Raw genomic sequence first — 17,802 nt, 5'->3', positions numbered from 1 at the left:
ACAAAAACTGTTAAATTAAATCACGATGAAAAACTTATTAATCATTTTAATCATGATTATGTTTTCAAATGTAAAGGCACAATCAGTTGTATTTGACAATAAAGAAGTTCCCGTTAAAAACAACACAAAAATATCTAATAATATTGTAAATAAAGCTGTATTAAATGCTATTACAGAAACTAAAAATTTAGTTGATCCTTCAGTTAAATTTCGTCCATTAAGTGCTTCTGTATATAATGTAAGTGGCTTTAAAGTATATGTTACATATGATAGCAAAAAAGAAGGTCAAGCTACCATAATTTATACAATAACATTCTTATTTGATGAGAATTATAATATTATTAAATAAAACAAATTAGATCACCATGAAAAGATTATTAGCTTCAGTAGCTATTTTAAGGGTCAGCTAACTGCCTCTTTATAAATTCGCAAGCATTTTTCTCTTGCTTCTTTATGATCTACAATGGGTTTCGGGTACTTTGAAGTTTCAAGTTCCGGAACCCATTTTTTTATGTATTGTAAATCCTTATCGAATTTCTTGATCTGTTCGGTTGGGTTAAAAATCCTGAAGTAAGGAGCAGCATCGACGCCGCATCCTGCTGCCCATTGCCAATTCCCGACATTGCTCGATTGTTCATAATCCAAGAGTTTTTGAGCGAAATAGGTTTCTCCCCAACGCCAATCGATCAACAGGTGTTTGCAGAGAAAACTCGCGACTATCATGCGAACGCGATTGTGCATGTGTCCGGTAGTATTAAGTTCGCGCATTCCGGCATCTACAAAGGGATAACCGGTTTTTCCATCGCACCATTTTTGAAACAGTTCTTCGTCATTGCTCCATTTGATGGCATCATATTTTTCTTTGAAACTCCGGTTTACGGTATGAGGGAAATGCCATAAAATCTGCATAAAGAATTCACGCCAGATAAGTTCGTTCAAAAAAGTTTCATTTTTGGATCCAGCGGCTTTTTTTACTATTTCCCGAATAGAAACAACTCCGAATCTTAAGTACACTCCTAACATTGATGTGCCCGAAATAGCCGGAAAGTTTCGTGTGACTTCGTAATTTTCGATTAGTTTATCTGAGATATCAAAGGGTTGAACTTTTATTGTTGAAGTAGCAAAACCGATATCGGATAAAGTCAGAAACGGGTAGGAGTGTAGTTTAAAATTGTTAAGTAACTTTTGAGATGGATAATGAAGTAAAGGCTTTTTTCTGAAGTTTTCCTTCCATTTTTTCGAATAGGGAGTGAACACAACATACGGACTCCCATCATCTTTAACCACTTCACTCTTTTCAAAAATAACTTGGTCTTTATAGGTTTTGAATTCAATCTCGTTTTCTTTGAAAATAAGATTTAGCTCTTCATCCCTTTTCCAGGCATAAGGTTCATAATCATGATTGGTAAAAACAGAAGTAATTTTATTCTCGGCAATAAGTTTTTTGAATATATTCTTTGGAGTTCCGTGAAAAATAGCAAGTGATTTACCAACGGTTTTAAGTTGCGACTGAATTCTTTCTAATTGGTTATGAATGAATGTTATCCGTGCGTCGTCTTTTGATAATTGGGAAAGTATGTTTTCATCAAAAATAAAAACAGGCAACACTTCTTCGCTACTATTTAAGGCGTGAAAAAGTCCGGCATTATCGTTTAATCGTAAATCACGTCGAAACCAGAAAATTGTCATTGCTTATTATTTATATTCTCCAAAAAGTTCGGTGAGTTTTTGTTTTCTGAAATCGAAAATTTCCTTCAGTTTCGGCTTTACAAGTATTGGATGAAATAATCTTCCGATAAAACCAAAAGGCAATTTATAATGCACCACATCTTCGATTTCCACTCCACCTTCAATTTCCCTGAAAAAATGCTTGTGATGCCAGAATTTATAAGGGCCGATACGTTGCTCATCTACAAAATATTCATTTTCCTTAACATGTGAAATCTCCGTAACCCATTCCATTGTGACTCCGCTGAATGGTGAAAGTTTATAACGAATAATTTGCCCGGCAAACATTTTTCGTTCGTCACCCGAAAGCGTTTCAAACTTCATGGAATCCGGCGTTATGATATTAAGGTTTTTAGGATCCGAAAAAAAATTCCATGCTTCATCAATTCCAATGTGTAATTGTTGCTTGTTGCTTATCGAGTACATTTTTTTCTGTAAAATTACAATTTCGTTTAATTTTATATTATAGATGATAAAAAAAATAAATTTAGATATATATTAACAGCTGAATTTATATTTTTCCTTACTTTCGTTATGCATAAATCAAAAAACTAATAAATATGAAAAAAATAATGATTACTGCTCTTTTTGCTTTCGCGACATTGGCAATTCAGGCGCAGGTTAAAACACCACAAGGAAGTCCAGGAGCTAAAATTGAGCAGGTTGTAGGTTTAACGAATGTTGAAGTTGATTATTCCCGTCCGAGTATAAAAGGCAGAACCGTTTTTGGGGAATTGGTTCCATTTGGTAAAATTTGGAGAACAGGTGCCAACGCAAATACTACTATTTCCTTCAGTGAAGATGTGATTATCTCTGGTAAGAAACTTGAAAAAGGGAAATATGCTTTATATACTTTCCCTAAGGCGGACAGTTGGGATATTATTTTCTACAAGGATACCGATAACTGGGGGGTTCCTCAAAATTGGGATGATTCCAAAGTGGCATTGCGTACCACAGTGAAACCGGAGTCGTTAAACCGTAAAGTTGAAACGTTTACAATTGGCATTAATAATTTGGATAATGATTATGGCTTTTTGGAAATGATGTGGGAGAAAACTGTTGTAGCTCTTAAATTTGAAGTGCCTACACATAAAACTGCTCTTGAAAGTATCGACAAAACTTTGGCCGGACCAAAAGCTGAAGATTATTTTTCATCTGCAAATTATTTATATCAGTCAAACGGTGATTTGAACAAAGCACTTACATGGGTGAACAAATCCATTGAAATGAAAAAAGATAAAGATACTCCATATTGGTTTTACCGTCTTAAATCATTAATTCAGGCTAAAAAAGGCGATAAAGCAGGAGCTATCGAAACTGCTAAATTGTCTTTGGCCGGAGCTGAAAAAGATAAAAATATGGATTATGTAAAGATGAATAAAGATTCGATTGCTGAGTGGTCGAAAAAATAATTCGTTTTAATATATGAATAAAAAAGGCTGTCGATCGACAGCCTTTTTTATTCTTTTGTTTTTATTACCATTTGAAATAGCATTCCTAAAATTATAGTGAGAATTGCTCCGATGAAATTCAGCCAAAGAAAACTTACCACATCAAGATAGTAAATATAGAATATGGTCAGTTGGGTAATCACGGCGCTCCAGAAAACGGCTTCGGCTTTCACGAATTTCACGTAAAAAGCTACAAGGAAAATTCCTAAAACCGTACCATAGAAAATAGAACCGATTATGTTTACTAACTGAATTAGATTTTCAAAAAGGGTTCCCACGCAAGCAAAGAGAATAGCCACAACTCCCCAAAGCACCGTGAATAATTTTGTAGCATTCACAAAATGTTTTTCGGATTTATCGGTTTTGAGGTTTCTTTTGTAGATGTCAATCGTTGTGGTTGATGCCAACGCTGATAATCCTGACGACGACGACGACATGGCTGCTGAAAATATCACGGCAAGCAATAAACCAATCAGCCCTTTCGGTAAATAATTCAGGATGAAATACAGGAAGACATAATCTTTGTCATTGGTTTCTGTTTTGCCGTCCACCTCACTGATTATTTCTTTAGCCTGTTCGCGTAAATCTTTTTCTTTTCCGGAAAGGGAAACCATCTTTTGCTGTAAAATTGGGTTATCAAAATCCTGATTCAATTGCCCCACATACAACATGCTGATTTCTTTTTTTTCTTCCTGGACGGCATCTAGTTGTTTCTCTAATTTTTCAAAATCGGCTTTACGATCAGAATTTTTCACCAATTCATTATTGGTTGGATTGAAATGTAACGGGGCTGAATGGAATTGGAAAAATACAAAAACCATTACGCCTGTTAACAGAATTAAGAACTGCATAGGTACTTTCAACAGGCCGTTCATGATTAAACCTAACTGGCTTTCGCGAATTGATTTTCCTGTCAGGTAACGGCCTACTTGCGATTGATCTGTTCCGAAATAGGATAGAGCCAGGAAGAATCCGCCTGTAATTCCGCTCCAGAAAGTGTATCGGGTTTCAGGGTCAAAAGAAAAATCAAGGATGTCCATTTTATCATTGGCTCCGGCAATTCCTAGTGCATTACTAAAGCTTAGTTCATCTGGTAAGTAATTCAAAATCAGAAAAAAGGCAATAAACATTCCCGTCATAATAACAAACATTTGTTGTTTTTGGGTAACGTTAACAGCTTTCGCTCCACCCGAAAAAGTATAGATGATTACCAGTAGCCCAATGACAACATTCATCAGGGTAAGATTCCATCCCAATAAAGCTGATAGGATAATTGCCGGAGCATAAATGGTTAAACCGGTTCCGAGTCCGCGCTGCACTAAGAATAGGATAGAAGCAATAGAACGTGTTTTTACATCAAAACGTTGTTCCAGGAATTCATAAGCCGTAAAAACTTTTAACCGGTGATAAATCGGAATAAAAGTGATGCAGATGACTACCATGGCAATCGGTAATCCAAAGTAAAACTGAACGAAGCCCATTCCGTCATGATAGGCTTGACCTGGAGTCGAAAGAAATGTAATCGCACTAGCCTGAGTCGCCATTACAGATATACCAACCATCCACCAAGGCGTTTCGTTGTTTGCCAATATATATTCTTCTACATTTTTACTACCGCTGGTTTTCAAGGTTCCGTAAATAACTATGAACAAAAGCGTTACTGATAATACAATCCAATCGATTAGTTGCATGGCTTAGGCGTACATTTGCATTAAAAAATAGAACAATAAGATATAAAATGCATTAAGCAACAGTACAATAGTGTAGCTTCTTTTCCACTTAAATTCTCGTCCTTCTTTCATTTTTTTTATTTCTTTATTCTTATCCCTTGTCACTCATCCCTTATTCCTTCTAACTATTCTCCAACAGCAATCAGATTGGCCATTAATCGGAAAGCTCCCGGAACGCCTTCAGGTAATTCGCGGAAAAAACTTAAACCAGTATAAATATAGTGACCGTTTCCGTATTTTGCTACCAATAATCCGCCATCTTTTGGTGTCTCGTTTTTATCATGGGAAGAAAGTATCGGAGTGAATTGTTTTGCCCATTTGTTTGGATAGTATAATCCCTGTTCCTGAATCCAGCATTCAAAATCCTTTTCGGTGATTTTATTCGGGAAGTTTAAAACGGGGTGTTTCGGATTTAAGAATGTAACTTTTGCCGTTTCTTCAGTAACCCTGTCTTGTGAAAGTTTAAGATCAAATGGAGCAATGTCGTTCGTAACCAATTTTCCGGTCGTATTGTATTGAACAATCATCGTTCCCCCATTTTTTACATAATCAAAGAGGGTATTTTGTTTGAACTTTAAAGTCTCAACGGTATTATATGCACGGATTCCAACAAGGATAGCATCAAAATCTTTAATGTTATCGGGTGTTATTTTTTCAGGAGAAAGTAGGGTCACGTTGTAATCCATCTGACGTAAACTTTCAGGAATTTCATCACCGGCGCCCATAATATATCCAATATTAGTACCTCGGGTTTCAATTTCAATTTTATTGAATTTAGCTTCTGAAGGCATCAGAACCTGCTGAAGCGAAATATGCGAATAATCAATGGTAGCCAGTCTTTTATCAAAGCGGACACCATCAATTACAGCAATGCTTTTCGCAACAGCTTCGGTTGGATAGGATGGTGGAGTTACTTCGAAGGTAACTGTTCTTTCGCCTCCTTTTTGTGGGATTTCAAATGTGATTTTCTTTGGCCATACTTTCCAGTCGGCCGGTAAATCGAATATAACATCACCTTTGCAATTGTCTTTACCAGCTCTGACTTTTATCGAAACAATGTGCTTTCTGTTGTTCGGAAACAATTCTACTTTGTTTAGAATTTCGGTAGTAACCTCCGGAAGAACAGCAAATGGCTTATACATTTCTCCTTTCACGGGATCATTAAACTTGTATACCAGGTTTTTGTAAATGTCAAACGTAACATCGCAAAGTCTGATTTTCCAATGCAATTTCAATGGATCGGTTTCGGATTTACCAATCATGTTCATATCGGTCACGGAAAATAAACCTAAAGATCCTTTTTCGTTCAGCCAATAAGGGGATGAAAACGACACAGTTTCCGGAATCTTAATTTGTTTTTCTGTTTTAAAAGGGACGTTGTTTTCCAGTTTCACATCCTCTGTCAGAACCGTATTTAAAAATTCGGCTGAAATTATTTCTATAGGTTCACTGCAACGGTTGGTTGCTTCTAATTTTAAAGCGATTTCACCATTTGGATTTGTATTTTGCAATGAAGCGGCACTTTCAAGGTATAAACCACAGGTGGCAACAATAATGTTTTCCAGTTCCTGTTTTTTTATGGTTTTCCAGTGTTCATCTTCAAGCTGACTGATGAGTTTGTAAGCTTCGATCAATTTTGTCAAATGAACTTCCGGGTTTTTGAAGTTGAAATTTTTTTGAATATCGGTAAGGATTTTGCCAATGGTTTCACCGCCTTTAAGTCTTGTCCAAGTGGTATTTATACCTTCAAAAATGTTGTTTTTGTCTTTTGGAAAATCCCCTTTTAAAAATTCAAGATATTCCGTTTCATTGCCTCGTGTTCCTGTACTTCCGAATCCCTGGCATTGATGCTGGCTTCTGCTTAAAGCTGCTATTTCGCCGTTGCTTTTTCCTCTTAAAGGATAATAAACGCCGGTATTAATGGCTACAAGATTGGTTTTATCCACCTTTTTAAAATTTTCTTCACTTCCGTAAAAAAACCATGATGTATTGAAAAACAATCGTTTTGGCTGCCAAATGGAAACTGTTTTCAGATGTTCCGGATAAACAGCTGGGTCATTGGCTTTATCAAAGGCTTCAAAACTTAAAATTGCAGATGCCGTATGATGACCGTGTGTGGTGCCGGGAGTCTGGTGATTAAAACGGTTGATGATCACATCGGGTTTGAATCGTCTGATGGTTAGGATTACATCGTTTAAAATGGCGTCTTTATTCCATATTTCAAAAGTCTCAAGCGGTTCTTTTGAGTAGCCGAAATCATTGGCACGGGTAAAAAACTGTTCGCCACCGTCTATTTTTCTGGCGGCTAAAAGTTCCTGTGTCCGCAAAACACCTAATAGTTCTTTTAATTCGGTTCCGATAAGATTTTGACCGCCGTCGCCTCGAGTAAGGGATAAATAACCTGTACGTGCTTTGGTTTCATTTGATAAATAGGAAATAAGTTTGGTGTTTTCATCATCGGGATGAGCAGCAACATAGAGAACTGATCCCAGGAAATTTAATTTTTCTATTTGATTGTAGATGTCGGAAGAGGTTGGTTTTTGCGGTTGTTGTGCATGAATGGGTTGCAAAAAAAGCAGGGAAAATATATACAAAAGTAAGCAAGGCTTCTTCATAGTGTAGTGTTATTCTTGTTTTTCAAATATAGTGAAATAGACGTTTAGGCGATTGTATTTTACAAAAATAAAGAAGCAAAGCCTCTTATGACTTTGCTTCTTCTTTATATAGATTATGATAGTTTTGGATTATCCTCTTTGTCCACCATGACCTTTTCCGCCTCCATTACCATTTCCGTTTCCATGACCATTTCCTCTACCGTTTCCTCGTCCATGTCCTTGATCGTCGTCATTTCTTCCATATCCATTACCTGAACTTTTGTATTCTGTACGGTAGTAGTCATTATGTTTACGTTCTCCGCGATTACCATTTTCGTTTCTGTTATAATCACTTCTGTTGTAATCACTTCTGTTGTAATCACTTCTGTTGTAATCGTTTCTGTAATAGTCGTTTCTGTCATCATCATATCGTTCGTTTCGGTAACCTTCCCTTGGGCCATTGTAAACAACTTGAGGGCGATGGCCTATTGTTCTTTGATAATGGCCTTTGTGGTAACCATGATGGTATTTCACTTTGTGGTGTTTGTAATAAACATAAGGGTTTGGGCCGTAATCATGTAAACAAACTTTATAAGCACCGTATAAATCATAATGTCTGTATCGGTATGGCAGGTAGGCTGCTCTGACCCATCCGCCACCATCAAAATAGATAAACATTGCCGATGGGATATCGTAATACGCTTCAATATCAGGGATGTAGTAATAACGTGTTTCCGTATAGCCAACCGGACCCCAAAGTGGAGGTGTGTTAATGTTAACATTCACAGAAACCTGGGCGTTGGAACTTAAAGTCATTAAAAATAATCCTGCGAATAAAAGTTTGATAGTTTTCATAATTCTAAAATTTAATTAGCATTAGGGGTTTGTTATTGGAGTGTTTCCAACTACCGTGCCAAAAATTATTTGAACAAAAAAAAAGACAAGTATTACTTGTCTTTCTTCTATAGATAAATCCAATCTGTTAGTGTTTTTTTCCATGTTTACCATGCTTGGATTCATGTTTGTCTTCACCATAATGATGACCATTATTTTCTTTATATTTATAAGGTTTTTGACCTTTTACCATGTATCCTTTAGGGTATTTAGATTTATGGGTGTAGAAATGTTCATAAGGACTGTGACCTCTGTAAGGAAGGATTACTTTGCATCCATGATGTAAATCAAAGTGTGAATAGTGTGCTGGTAATCTTTTACATCTAATCCATTTATTTCTGTGCGGATAAATAAACACTGCATTTGGCACATCGTAATAAACCTGAATATCCGGAATATAATAGAAATGGGCATCGTGGGTATCAGCAGGTCCCCAAACCGGGATATTAATATTTACATTTACACCTATTTGTGCATTAGCTGAATTTGATAATAAGACGATTAGTCCGAAAAATAAAAATTTTAGTGTTTTCATTCGATTAAATTTTTTAGGGTTAGATTTGGGGTAAGTTATAAATGTAATATTTATTTTTAATTGTTTTCTATGAAATTTTTCAGATGTTGGTATACTTTATCAACCGGCATACCAACAACATTAGCATAAGAACCATCAATTCTGGCAATAGCCACAAGGCCGATCCATTCCTGAATTCCGTAAGAACCGGCTTTGTCGAAGGGCTTGTAATTATCCAGATAATATTTAATCTCTTCGTCTGAAAGCGGATTAAATGTTACTCGGGTTACCTCATGGAAAGTGTCTTTTTTTGAATTTGTTTTTATGCAGACTGAAGTTATTACTTCATGTGTTTTTCCGGATAGAGACTGAAGCATTTTGAAGGCATCATCATAGTCTTTCGGTTTTCCCAATGCTTTGTTTTTGTGCCATACAAGTGTGTCGCTGGTAATCAGGATATCATTATCCGAAAGTTCATTATCAAAAGCGCTTGTTTTCAGTTCAGCCAAGTAATCGGTAATGGCTCCTGCTTTTAGATTTTCGGGATAAATTTCTTCCACGTCTTTTAAACGGATTTCGAAATCAAGATCCAAATCCTTGAAAAATTGCCGACGTCTTGGCGAACCCGAAGCCAGAATAATATTGAAATTCTTCAGTTTATCTCTAAGCATTCCCTTTCATGTTTAGTGTTATAACTACTATTGAAAGAATTCCAAACAACATAACCAGCTTTAGTATCAGACTTAAATGATTAAAGTCTTTTTTTGTAGAGGCGCTCCAAATTTTTATCATGAAGTAGAGTAGCGGACCTAAAACGAAAAGTAAGGCATAGTACATCACCCATTGTATGTCCGACAGGTTTTTGTTCACATAAAATATTAGTAAGGCTATCGGAATTAAAGTCAATCCGAAAACCAGTTTTGACGTTCTGTCTTTACCCAAAACTATTGGAAGTGTACTCATACCCGAATTGTAATCGCCGTCCATATCTTCAATGTCTTTAACGATTTCCCTAATGAAATTGATGATAAACGCAAACAAAGCATAATCCAGGAGTATGCTGAAAATTAATCCCATTTGCTCACGGTTTCCTTCGTAAGTAGCCGGATATAAATCGAAAATTCCAACCAGAACAATGCTGAATGCCACTAAAAGGGCAACAATTACATTTCCGACAAGGAGATTTTGTTTCAAATTAGTGGCATATAAGTATAATGTCGCTGCCACAACGATGAATACCGCTGAAAAACTTGGCTTCTGAATTATATTTGCCAGGTAAAAACCAATACCGACACCGATAATATTCAGCGTCACATAAATGTTGTAAGCCATTCCTTCGGAAATGTGTTTGCCGACAATAACGTTATTCGGTTTAGAAAATCCGTCGGTTTCCTGATCCATAATATTGTTAATCACATATCCACCGGCTGCAATCGTTACTGTTGCGATAACTAAAAGGATAAATTGCCAATCGGCTAAAGCCAAAGGTAAATCCTGTTGGTTTTTAAAGAAAAGAAAATGAAAAACCAACTGTGTTAAGGCCAACATCAATAGGTTTTGAAAACGAATTAGTTTAAAAAAATGTGTCATTAGGTTGTTATGCAATTCTTAATTTCGGTATTCTTTATTTAGTCAAATTTCGCATCAAAATGTTCCATCCATTTTCCTTGGACTTTCATAACCTGTTCAATCACATCGCGAACTGCACCTTTTCCTCCGTTGCGGTGGGAAATGTAGTTGGAAATGTTTTTGATTTCGGGAACAGCATCCTGAGGGCAGGTTGGTAATCCGACCAATTGCATCACATGATAATCCGGAATATCATCACCCATGTATAAAACCTGTTCCGGTTTAATGTTGTAGATATCGGTGAATTCATTGAACGTATCAACTTTATTAGGAACACCCAAATGAATATCGGTAATACCAAGGTTGCGTAATCGGACACGAACGCCTTCGTTGCTTCCTCCTGAAATGATACAAACAGTGTAACCATTTTCAACTGCAGCTTTCATAGCATAACCGTCACGAATATTCATTTCGCGAAGCATTTCTCCGGTTGGTGTAATGTGTACGGTTCCGTCTGTAAGCACGCCATCAACGTCAAAAACAAACGTAGTGATGTCGTTCATGATTTCTTTATAACTCTTAGCCATTATATTTTTGTATGGATTGGGTTAACAATTCGTAGATTGTTTTTTTATTCTCGTCTTCTAAAAAAGACAAATGTTTTTCGATTGTTTTTTGGTCGTTGCGTTTTGCCGGACCGGTTTGTGCTTCTAACGGGGAAAGCGTTTTGATTTTATCGGCAGTTTCCTGAATCAGAGGCATTAAAATCTCGAAAGGAACCTGATTTTGGTCACAGATCTCTTTTCCTAATTGGTAAAGATGATTTACAAAATTGCATGAGAAAACTGCAGCAACATGTAAACTTTGTCTTTGTTCGGAATTGATTTTAAATACTTTATCAGAAACAGCTTTTGCCAGGTTTTCCAAAATAGCGTAATCCGAATCGTTTTCGGTTTCCAGACAAATTGGGACGACTTTAAAATCAACTGCCTTTGTTTTTGAAAAAGTCTGTAACGGATAAAATACGCCTCGTCGGTTTTTGGCACTTAAAGCACCCAGGCCAACACTTCCCGAAGTATGAACTACTAATTGGTTTTCAAACGGAAGTCGTTCCGAAACTTCAGCAATTGCATCGTCCGTAACAGAAATAATAGTGATATCTGCCCGTTTTATGTCGGAATACAACGTTGTAATTTTATCATCGGAAACCAAATGATTTATGTTTTCCTTTTTTCGTGAAAAAACCTGTTGCAGCACAACACTTTCAGTTTTCTGAAAAACCGAAATCAGATGCTGCGCCACATTGCCTGAACCGATGATATTTACTGTAATCATTGTTGGTTTATTCTACTGCACTCACAATCGCTACAAATTCTTCGGCTTTTAATGCAGCACCCCCAATTAATCCGCCGTCAACATCGGGTTTAGAGAAAATTTCTTTTGCATTATCTGGTTTTACGCTTCCTCCGTAAAGAATGGAAACATTTTCAGCTACAGAACTTCCGTATTGATGCTGGATAGTTTCGCGAATGAAATGATGCATTTCCTGTGCTTGTTCCGGTGTTGCAGTTTCTCCGGTCCCGATAGCCCAAACAGGTTCGTAGGCCAAAACAATATTTACCCATGCATTAGCTCCCAGATGAAACAATCCGTCGCGCAATTGAGTATCCACCACATTGAAGTGTTGTTTGTTCTGACGATCTTTTAATTCTTCACCAATACAGAAAATCACTCGCATTTCATGTTTTAATGCTGTATCAACTTTATTAGCTAAAAGCGCATCGGTTTCTTTGAAATAAGCGCGTCTTTCGGAGTGACCTAAAATTACGTTGCTTACACCTACAGATGACAGCATGCTCGCCGAAACTTCTCCGGTAAATGCACCGCCTTCTGCCTGATGCATGTTTTGTGCAGCCACACTCACATTGGTATGTTCCAATATATTTACAGCCTGCGATAAGTTAACAAAAGATGGAGCAACAATCACTTCTACTTCTTTTCCTGACGGAAGTTGGTTTAAGATATCCGCTAATAACTGCGTAGTTTCCGCAGCATTTTTATTCATTTTCCAGTTGCCTGCAACTATGTTATGTCTCATTATTTTATACTAGTTTATTGTTTTTAATGTTTCAATCAATTTTAAATCATCAGCTTCAATTGCATTGAAAAGGGCAATCTTGCCTTTTTTGTCAACGACCAAATAGCGTGGGATCCAGGTCAAATCTATGGCTTTTCCGAAAACACCTTTCATGCCGTCAGTCGCCATATAGTGTTCGCCTGTTACCTCGTGTTTTTGGATTCCTTTTTGCCAAGCTTCCTGCGTTTTATCCATTGAGATAAACAAATAGGTAACGTTTGGAAACTGACTTTGCAATGCCTTTACTTTTGGCATTCCTTTGATACAATCCGAGCACCAAGATGCCCAGATGTCAAGTACAATCGGTTTTCCCTTGTATTTTTTAAGAATGTCTTTAAATGTAATCGAACTTCCGTCTAAAGTAACCATTTCATTTTTTAATGCCTCTTTCTTAAAAGTCTTCTGGGTTCCCTGTGCACATGAAGAAAGCGTTAATGCAAAAAACAGAATTGCTAAAAATTTGTTCATGATTATTTTTTTAATTCCGAGTAGGGTTTGTTAATAATAGTTTGATATTCAGTGGGGTTGAATTTGTTATCAGTAATTCCGTAATAGAATTTATATTCGTTTCCGTTCCACAGGTATTTTACGCCGGGAGTGTCTTTTCCGGAGCCGAGTACGCCCCAAAACGGAATAACATCAATCATTACATACGGATATTGTGCGCCGGCAAACTTGAAGAAATCTGGAATTTTTTCCGGCTCTTCATTCATGAAAATGATTTTGATTTCTGGGAAATTAGGATCTTTCCTTTTCATCTCTGTAAGTTCTTTGGCAGCCTCCATGCAATGATCACATCCGGGAACAAAGAAACACAAAGTTTTACGGCCTTTGTCGATATCGGAAAAATATTTTGCATAACCTGATTTTCGTTTTGCCGGCTCATTAGCAGGGGCTTTTTCGACTACTTTTTCAGTTTCTTTTTTAGCAGTAGGAGTATCTTTAACTGTATCGGTTTTAGTTTCAGGTAATTTATTTTCTTCAGCCGGAATCGATGTGCTGTCGATGCTTGTTTCCAATGTTCCGATGTTTGTTACCGGTGCGATTACATCATCAGAAGTAGTTTTTTTGATCGGAGCTAATAAAAAGATCCCTAAAATCGAAAGAATTGTAATTAAGCCAACCACCCAAAATTTTGAAGTGGGGGCGTCCTCTTCGGTTAATTTGTAAAGCCAGGCCAATAATACAACCGCAACTATGTTTTTTATGATAGCTTCAATCGGAGTCATCGGAAGCAATTCCCCAAAACAACCGCAATTACCTGTGTTTCCACCGCTTAGAAAAGTCTGATACGACAAATGCCCTATGAAAACCACCAACAGCAAAATGGTACCTGGAATAATTAGTTTTTTCAGATAATTATTCTGTAGGATCAAAATACCCAAAGCCAGCTCGATTCCGATTAAAATTCGGGAAAACCATGGCGCAATCATCTCGGAAAAACCAAGAGGATATAATTGTTTCACTTCAAAAGTCGAAATAGCAAAATAGGGTGATGGGTACATTTTTGCTATTGCCGAAATGATGAACAAGAATGCTATTATAATTCGTATTGCAGTTGAAGTATATTTCATAGTTTAAGAATATTATTTTTTTGCAAATCCCGTTAAAATAAGAGCAAAAACAGAATAGTTGATCATGTCCTGATAATTAGCATCAATACCTTCAGAAACCAATGTTTTTCCTTTATTGTCTTCTATTTGTTTTACACGAAGGAGTTTCTGTAAAATCAAATCAGTAAGCGAACTTACACGCATATCACGCCACGCTTCACCGTAATCGTGATTTTTTGCTTCCATTAGATCTTTGGTGATTTGTACTTTCTCATCATATAATCTAACCGCTGTTTCCCAATCTAAATCAGGTTGGTCTGCTACGCCTAAATCCAGTTGAATCAGCGCCATAAGTGAATAATTGATGATACCGATGAATTCTCCGGTTTCGTCTTCGTCAATTTTGCGCACTTCGTTTTCCTGTAAACTACGGATGCGCTGGGCTTTGATAAAGATTTGGTCAGTCAGTGAAGGCAAGCGTAAAATTCGCCATGCACTGCCATAATCCTTCATTTTCTTTGTATACAAATCGCGGCAAATGGCAATTACCTTGTCAAATTCCTGTGAAGTAGTACTCATTATAATTATATTTGTTTCTTGAGTTTTCAAATGTAAAGAAATTAAGGCGAAGTACAAAGCCGAATGATTAGGCAATATTATTTGAGGATTCGTTTTCTTAATAGCTGATTTATAGTATGAACATCAATTGCAAAGGACAGCTTATCGATTTGTCTCAACCCAAAATAATGGGGATTTTAAACATTACACCCGATTCTTTTTTTGACGGCGGTAGGTATCAGACGGACGAGGATTTTCTGAATCAGACTGAAAAAATGCTTAGAGAAGGGGCTACTTTTATAGATATTGGCGCTTATTCATCAAGGCCTAACGCGGCTTTTGTGTCCGAAGAGGAAGAGTTATCCCGCTTACTTCCGATAGTAGAATTGATTGCTGAAAAATTTCCGGAGGCGATTTTATCCATCGATACCTTCAGGGCCAAGGTCGCCCAACAGGCAATTGAAAGCGGGGCGGCTATGATTAACGATATTTCTGCTGGATTGCTGGATGAAAATATGTTCAATGTTATTGCCAGTGCCAATGTTCCGTACATCATGATGCACATGAGAGGAACACCGCAAACTATGGCTACACTTACGCATTATGATGACATTGTAAAAGAAATGATTTTGTATTTCTCTGAACGAATTGCCGAAGCGAGAAAATTAGGCATCAATGACATCATTATCGATCCCGGATTTGGTTTTGCAAAGACTCTGGATCAAAACTATGAAGTGCTTCAGAAATTAGAATTATTTCAAATGTTGGATGTGCCTCTTTTATCGGCTGTATCCAGAAAATCAATGATATATAAAGTATTGGAAAACAATCAGAATGAAGCGCTTAACGGAACTACAGTTTTAAATACAATTTCTCTTTTGAAAGGAGCGAAAATCCTTCGAGTACACGATGTTAAAGAAGCTGTGGAGTGTGTCCGTTTGTGTTCTTTGATCCAAAATTAAATTTTTAAAATATGAAGAAAATCTCTTGCTTTTTTATAGCGTTATTATTGTTTTCCTGTGGCGAAAAAAAAGAGATTTTATTGCCAAAATCTGACGTTACGGTAGTTAAAGAGGTTTCGGATCTTTCCAAGGCAGATTTTTTCTTTTCAGTTGTAAACAAAGATACTCTGGCCATCGTTAACAAAAACTCAGTCATTACTACAACTAACTGGGTTTTTAATATTGACAAACGTCTTCCTCTAAAAGCTATCATTCCTGAAATAAAAAAGTTACAGGAGAAAAAGCTTAAACGAAAAAGCGATGAAGATCTTCCTAAGGATAACTTTTATTCGTATGCCGATAGTGTAGGGAAGAACTTGGCGTTCATTCCGTTTACGAACGTTATTTATAAAGAAGAAAAACCAAAATCAGGGATAATTGTATTTTTTAAGAAAGATAATCAGGTGTTGGTAAACGATTCACTGGTTAAAAGAGAGGAATTAGAGCAGTATATAAACAACACTAATCATTCTTTGGATGATGTAAGATTTTGTTTTGATAAAAACAGCAGTTTCGGAACTTATATTCGGGATAAGTTATTTATCAGAACTATAGAAGCGAAGATGATGAGCAATACTGAGTTTGTTTATTAAATTGGTTATACCAATATTAAAATGAACATTTTAAAAGTATAAAACCGTTGATATGAAAGGCTTCTGTTTTGTTCTTAGAGTACACCATAAATTTTGATTAAATGAGAAGGGCTTTTTATCTTTAAAGAAATAAAAAACCCTTTTGTCTCACTTTTATAAAAAACCGAATTGTGTCTTAATAGCCCGTAGCTTGCTTAAGGAGCTGGCCTCTGATTTCACCGCCTTCATAAGGTGCTTCATTATGTATATTTACATAGTAAAGTTCGGCTTTAAGATCCGCTTCTTCCTCAGCAGTTAAAGCTCTGCTGGTAAAATTGATTGGTGATGTAGAACTCGGGAATGGAAAAACTGGTAGGCCACTTACTCCAACGTCACCTAGATGTATGTGCCCATTAGTAGGGGTCTCTACATTATGAGTAACCTTAATGGTAAATATTTTAGTGGTATTGTTAAATGTAAGTGTAGCATTCCCTGTTGCTGTTGAAGCATTGGGAGGTACTTCATTTAAACCGTTTAAAGTTGCTTTGAAAGTAATAGTATTACTTGGGGTTGGAGCCATATAATCATCATTGTCATCACTGCATGAAACCATCCCTAATGTAAACAAAGCAACTACTAATAAACTCATATACAATTTCATCTTGAAAAAAATAATATGAATGAATAATTCTAAGAAAAGAAGCGCTTGATTTTTAGTTCTGCGCACAAGGTTATAATGTTACGATGAGTAACATTTTCATTCATTAGTAAAATTAAGCGTTTTTCACAAGATTAACCTTTATTTTTGATAAACTTTAACCCGTAATCGCCGGATTTGATATAATCGTGTGTGTTTTTACTGGTGATGGTACGGTTCGTTTTTAAGAATCGTGAAGCCACGGTATAACTGTTCGATAAAAAACAAACGGACCATCTGATGTGAGAAGGTCATTTGGGAAAGCGAAATTTTTCCTTGGGCTTTTTTATAAATTTCCTGACTGAAACCATAAGGCCCGCCAATTACAAAAACCAGCGTTTTTACCCCAGAATTCATTTTCTTTTGCAGTTCTTCCGAAAATCCAACACTGGAAAACATTTTTCCGTTTTCGTCCAGTAAAATCAGTTGATCGGTTGCCGATAATTTTGACAGGATCAATTCGCCTTCTTTCTCTTTTTGCTGAGCTTCTGAAAGATTTTTTACGTTTTTGATATCCGGAATAATTTCCAACTCAAACTTAATGTAGAACGAAAGCCGTTTTGTGTAATCGTCTATTAAGGTTTGCAGTGCTTTATTATCGGTTTTGCCAATAGCTAGGAGTTTGATATTCATGATTTCGGATTAAAAAACAAAGATAACAGAAATTTGCGAAATGGTTTTTCAGCAGCTGAAATTGACTGAATTAGAATCGTAATTATCATTAAATCAGATAAATATGTTAAATTTTAGTTATTCTCTTTAAAACGGGAGATCTGGAAATCCTCAAATAATCAAAATAATGTA

Annotated in this window: 20 protein-coding genes; 4 read left to right on the top strand and 16 right to left on the bottom strand. The window is 36.4% G+C overall.

What is annotated here, in order from left to right; all coding sequences use genetic code 11:
* Positions 1-25 precede the first annotated feature (25 nt).
* Positions 26-349, top strand: a complete 324-nt coding sequence (locus LZF87_RS11355; protein WP_244339123.1) for a hypothetical protein — start codon at positions 26-28, stop codon at positions 347-349.
* A 53-nt stretch (positions 350-402) separates the two neighbouring features.
* Here the strand turns inward: LZF87_RS11355 and LZF87_RS11350 are convergent, their stop codons facing one another.
* Entirely contained in the window at positions 403-1,689 is a 1,287-nt protein-coding gene (locus LZF87_RS11350) for a cryptochrome/photolyase family protein (RefSeq protein ID WP_244339122.1), read from the bottom strand.
* 6 nt (positions 1,690-1,695) lie between these two features.
* Complete coding sequence (locus tag LZF87_RS11345) at positions 1,696-2,154, bottom strand: SRPBCC family protein (RefSeq protein WP_244339121.1); 459 nt, start codon at positions 2,152-2,154, stop codon at positions 1,696-1,698.
* A 134-nt stretch (positions 2,155-2,288) separates the two neighbouring features.
* Here LZF87_RS11345 and LZF87_RS11340 point away from each other — a divergent pair, with 134 nt between their 5' ends.
* Positions 2,289-3,140: a DUF2911 domain-containing protein gene (locus tag LZF87_RS11340; protein WP_244339120.1), complete on the top strand. Its 852-nt coding sequence runs from the start codon at positions 2,289-2,291 to the stop codon at positions 3,138-3,140.
* A 47-nt stretch (positions 3,141-3,187) separates the two neighbouring features.
* Here LZF87_RS11340 and LZF87_RS11335 read toward each other — a convergent pair whose 3' ends face one another.
* From LZF87_RS11335 to LZF87_RS11280, 12 genes are all read right to left on the bottom strand, one after another.
* Complete coding sequence (locus tag LZF87_RS11335; RefSeq protein ID WP_244339119.1) at positions 3,188-4,870, bottom strand: sodium:solute symporter; 1,683 nt, start codon at positions 4,868-4,870, stop codon at positions 3,188-3,190.
* A 164-nt stretch (positions 4,871-5,034) separates the two neighbouring features.
* Entirely contained in the window at positions 5,035-7,524 is a 2,490-nt protein-coding gene (locus LZF87_RS11330; protein ID WP_244339118.1) for a PIG-L family deacetylase, read from the bottom strand.
* A gap of 129 nt (positions 7,525-7,653) precedes the next feature.
* Entirely contained in the window at positions 7,654-8,358 is a 705-nt protein-coding gene (locus LZF87_RS11325; RefSeq protein WP_244339117.1) for a hypothetical protein, read from the bottom strand.
* Positions 8,359-8,485: 127 nt separating this feature from the next.
* The gene (locus LZF87_RS11320) at positions 8,486-8,932 is read right to left on the bottom strand and encodes a hypothetical protein (RefSeq protein ID WP_244339116.1); all 447 of its coding nucleotides are present in this window, start codon (positions 8,930-8,932) and stop codon (positions 8,486-8,488) included.
* A gap of 56 nt (positions 8,933-8,988) precedes the next feature.
* Entirely contained in the window at positions 8,989-9,582 is a 594-nt protein-coding gene (locus tag LZF87_RS11315; RefSeq protein WP_244339115.1) for a Maf-like protein, read from the bottom strand.
* Positions 9,575-10,501, bottom strand: coding sequence for a geranylgeranylglycerol-phosphate geranylgeranyltransferase (locus LZF87_RS11310; protein ID WP_244339114.1), 927 nt, complete (start codon positions 10,499-10,501; stop codon positions 9,575-9,577). Before LZF87_RS11310 ends, LZF87_RS11315 begins: the two co-directional genes overlap by 8 nt.
* A gap of 38 nt (positions 10,502-10,539) precedes the next feature.
* A complete protein-coding gene (locus LZF87_RS11305) occupies positions 10,540-11,067 on the bottom strand; it encodes a KdsC family phosphatase (protein ID WP_244339113.1) in 528 nt (175 codons plus the stop codon).
* Complete coding sequence (locus LZF87_RS11300) at positions 11,060-11,815, bottom strand: Rossmann-like and DUF2520 domain-containing protein (protein WP_244339112.1); 756 nt, start codon at positions 11,813-11,815, stop codon at positions 11,060-11,062. Before LZF87_RS11300 ends, LZF87_RS11305 begins: the two co-directional genes overlap by 8 nt.
* A 7-nt stretch (positions 11,816-11,822) precedes the next feature.
* Positions 11,823-12,578, bottom strand: coding sequence for a triose-phosphate isomerase (tpiA, locus tag LZF87_RS11295; RefSeq protein ID WP_244339111.1), 756 nt, complete (start codon positions 12,576-12,578; stop codon positions 11,823-11,825).
* Positions 12,579-12,587: 9 nt separating this feature from the next.
* A complete protein-coding gene (locus LZF87_RS11290; protein ID WP_244339110.1) occupies positions 12,588-13,085 on the bottom strand; it encodes a TlpA family protein disulfide reductase in 498 nt (165 codons plus the stop codon).
* Positions 13,086-13,087: 2 nt separating this feature from the next.
* Positions 13,088-14,191: a MauE/DoxX family redox-associated membrane protein gene (locus LZF87_RS11285; protein ID WP_244339109.1), complete on the bottom strand. Its 1,104-nt coding sequence runs from the start codon at positions 14,189-14,191 to the stop codon at positions 13,088-13,090.
* A gap of 12 nt (positions 14,192-14,203) precedes the next feature.
* Positions 14,204-14,749, bottom strand: coding sequence for a DUF1599 domain-containing protein (locus tag LZF87_RS11280; RefSeq protein WP_244339108.1), 546 nt, complete (start codon positions 14,747-14,749; stop codon positions 14,204-14,206).
* Between the two features lie 116 nt (positions 14,750-14,865).
* Here LZF87_RS11280 and folP point away from each other — a divergent pair, with 116 nt between their 5' ends.
* Entirely contained in the window at positions 14,866-15,690 is an 825-nt protein-coding gene (gene folP / locus LZF87_RS11275) for a dihydropteroate synthase (protein ID WP_244339107.1), read from the top strand.
* A gap of 11 nt (positions 15,691-15,701) precedes the next feature.
* A complete protein-coding gene (locus LZF87_RS11270) occupies positions 15,702-16,322 on the top strand; it encodes a hypothetical protein (RefSeq protein WP_244339106.1) in 621 nt (206 codons plus the stop codon).
* Positions 16,323-16,497: 175 nt separating this feature from the next.
* Here the strand turns inward: LZF87_RS11270 and LZF87_RS11265 are convergent, their stop codons facing one another.
* Positions 16,498-16,950, bottom strand: coding sequence for a CHRD domain-containing protein (locus LZF87_RS11265; protein WP_244339105.1), 453 nt, complete (start codon positions 16,948-16,950; stop codon positions 16,498-16,500).
* Between the two features lie 207 nt (positions 16,951-17,157).
* Positions 17,158-17,631, bottom strand: a complete 474-nt coding sequence (rlmH, locus tag LZF87_RS11260; RefSeq protein ID WP_244339104.1) for a 23S rRNA (pseudouridine(1915)-N(3))-methyltransferase RlmH — start codon at positions 17,629-17,631, stop codon at positions 17,158-17,160.
* Positions 17,632-17,802: the final 171 nt, after the last annotated feature.

Origin of the sequence: Flavobacterium enshiense, assembly GCF_022836875.1 — a bacterium.
In the GTDB taxonomy this organism is placed as follows: Bacteria; Bacteroidota; Bacteroidia; order Flavobacteriales; family Flavobacteriaceae; genus Flavobacterium; species Flavobacterium enshiense_A.
Note: the sequence above shows the minus strand (reverse complement) of the source record. Positions and strands in the feature narration are given on the sequence as shown.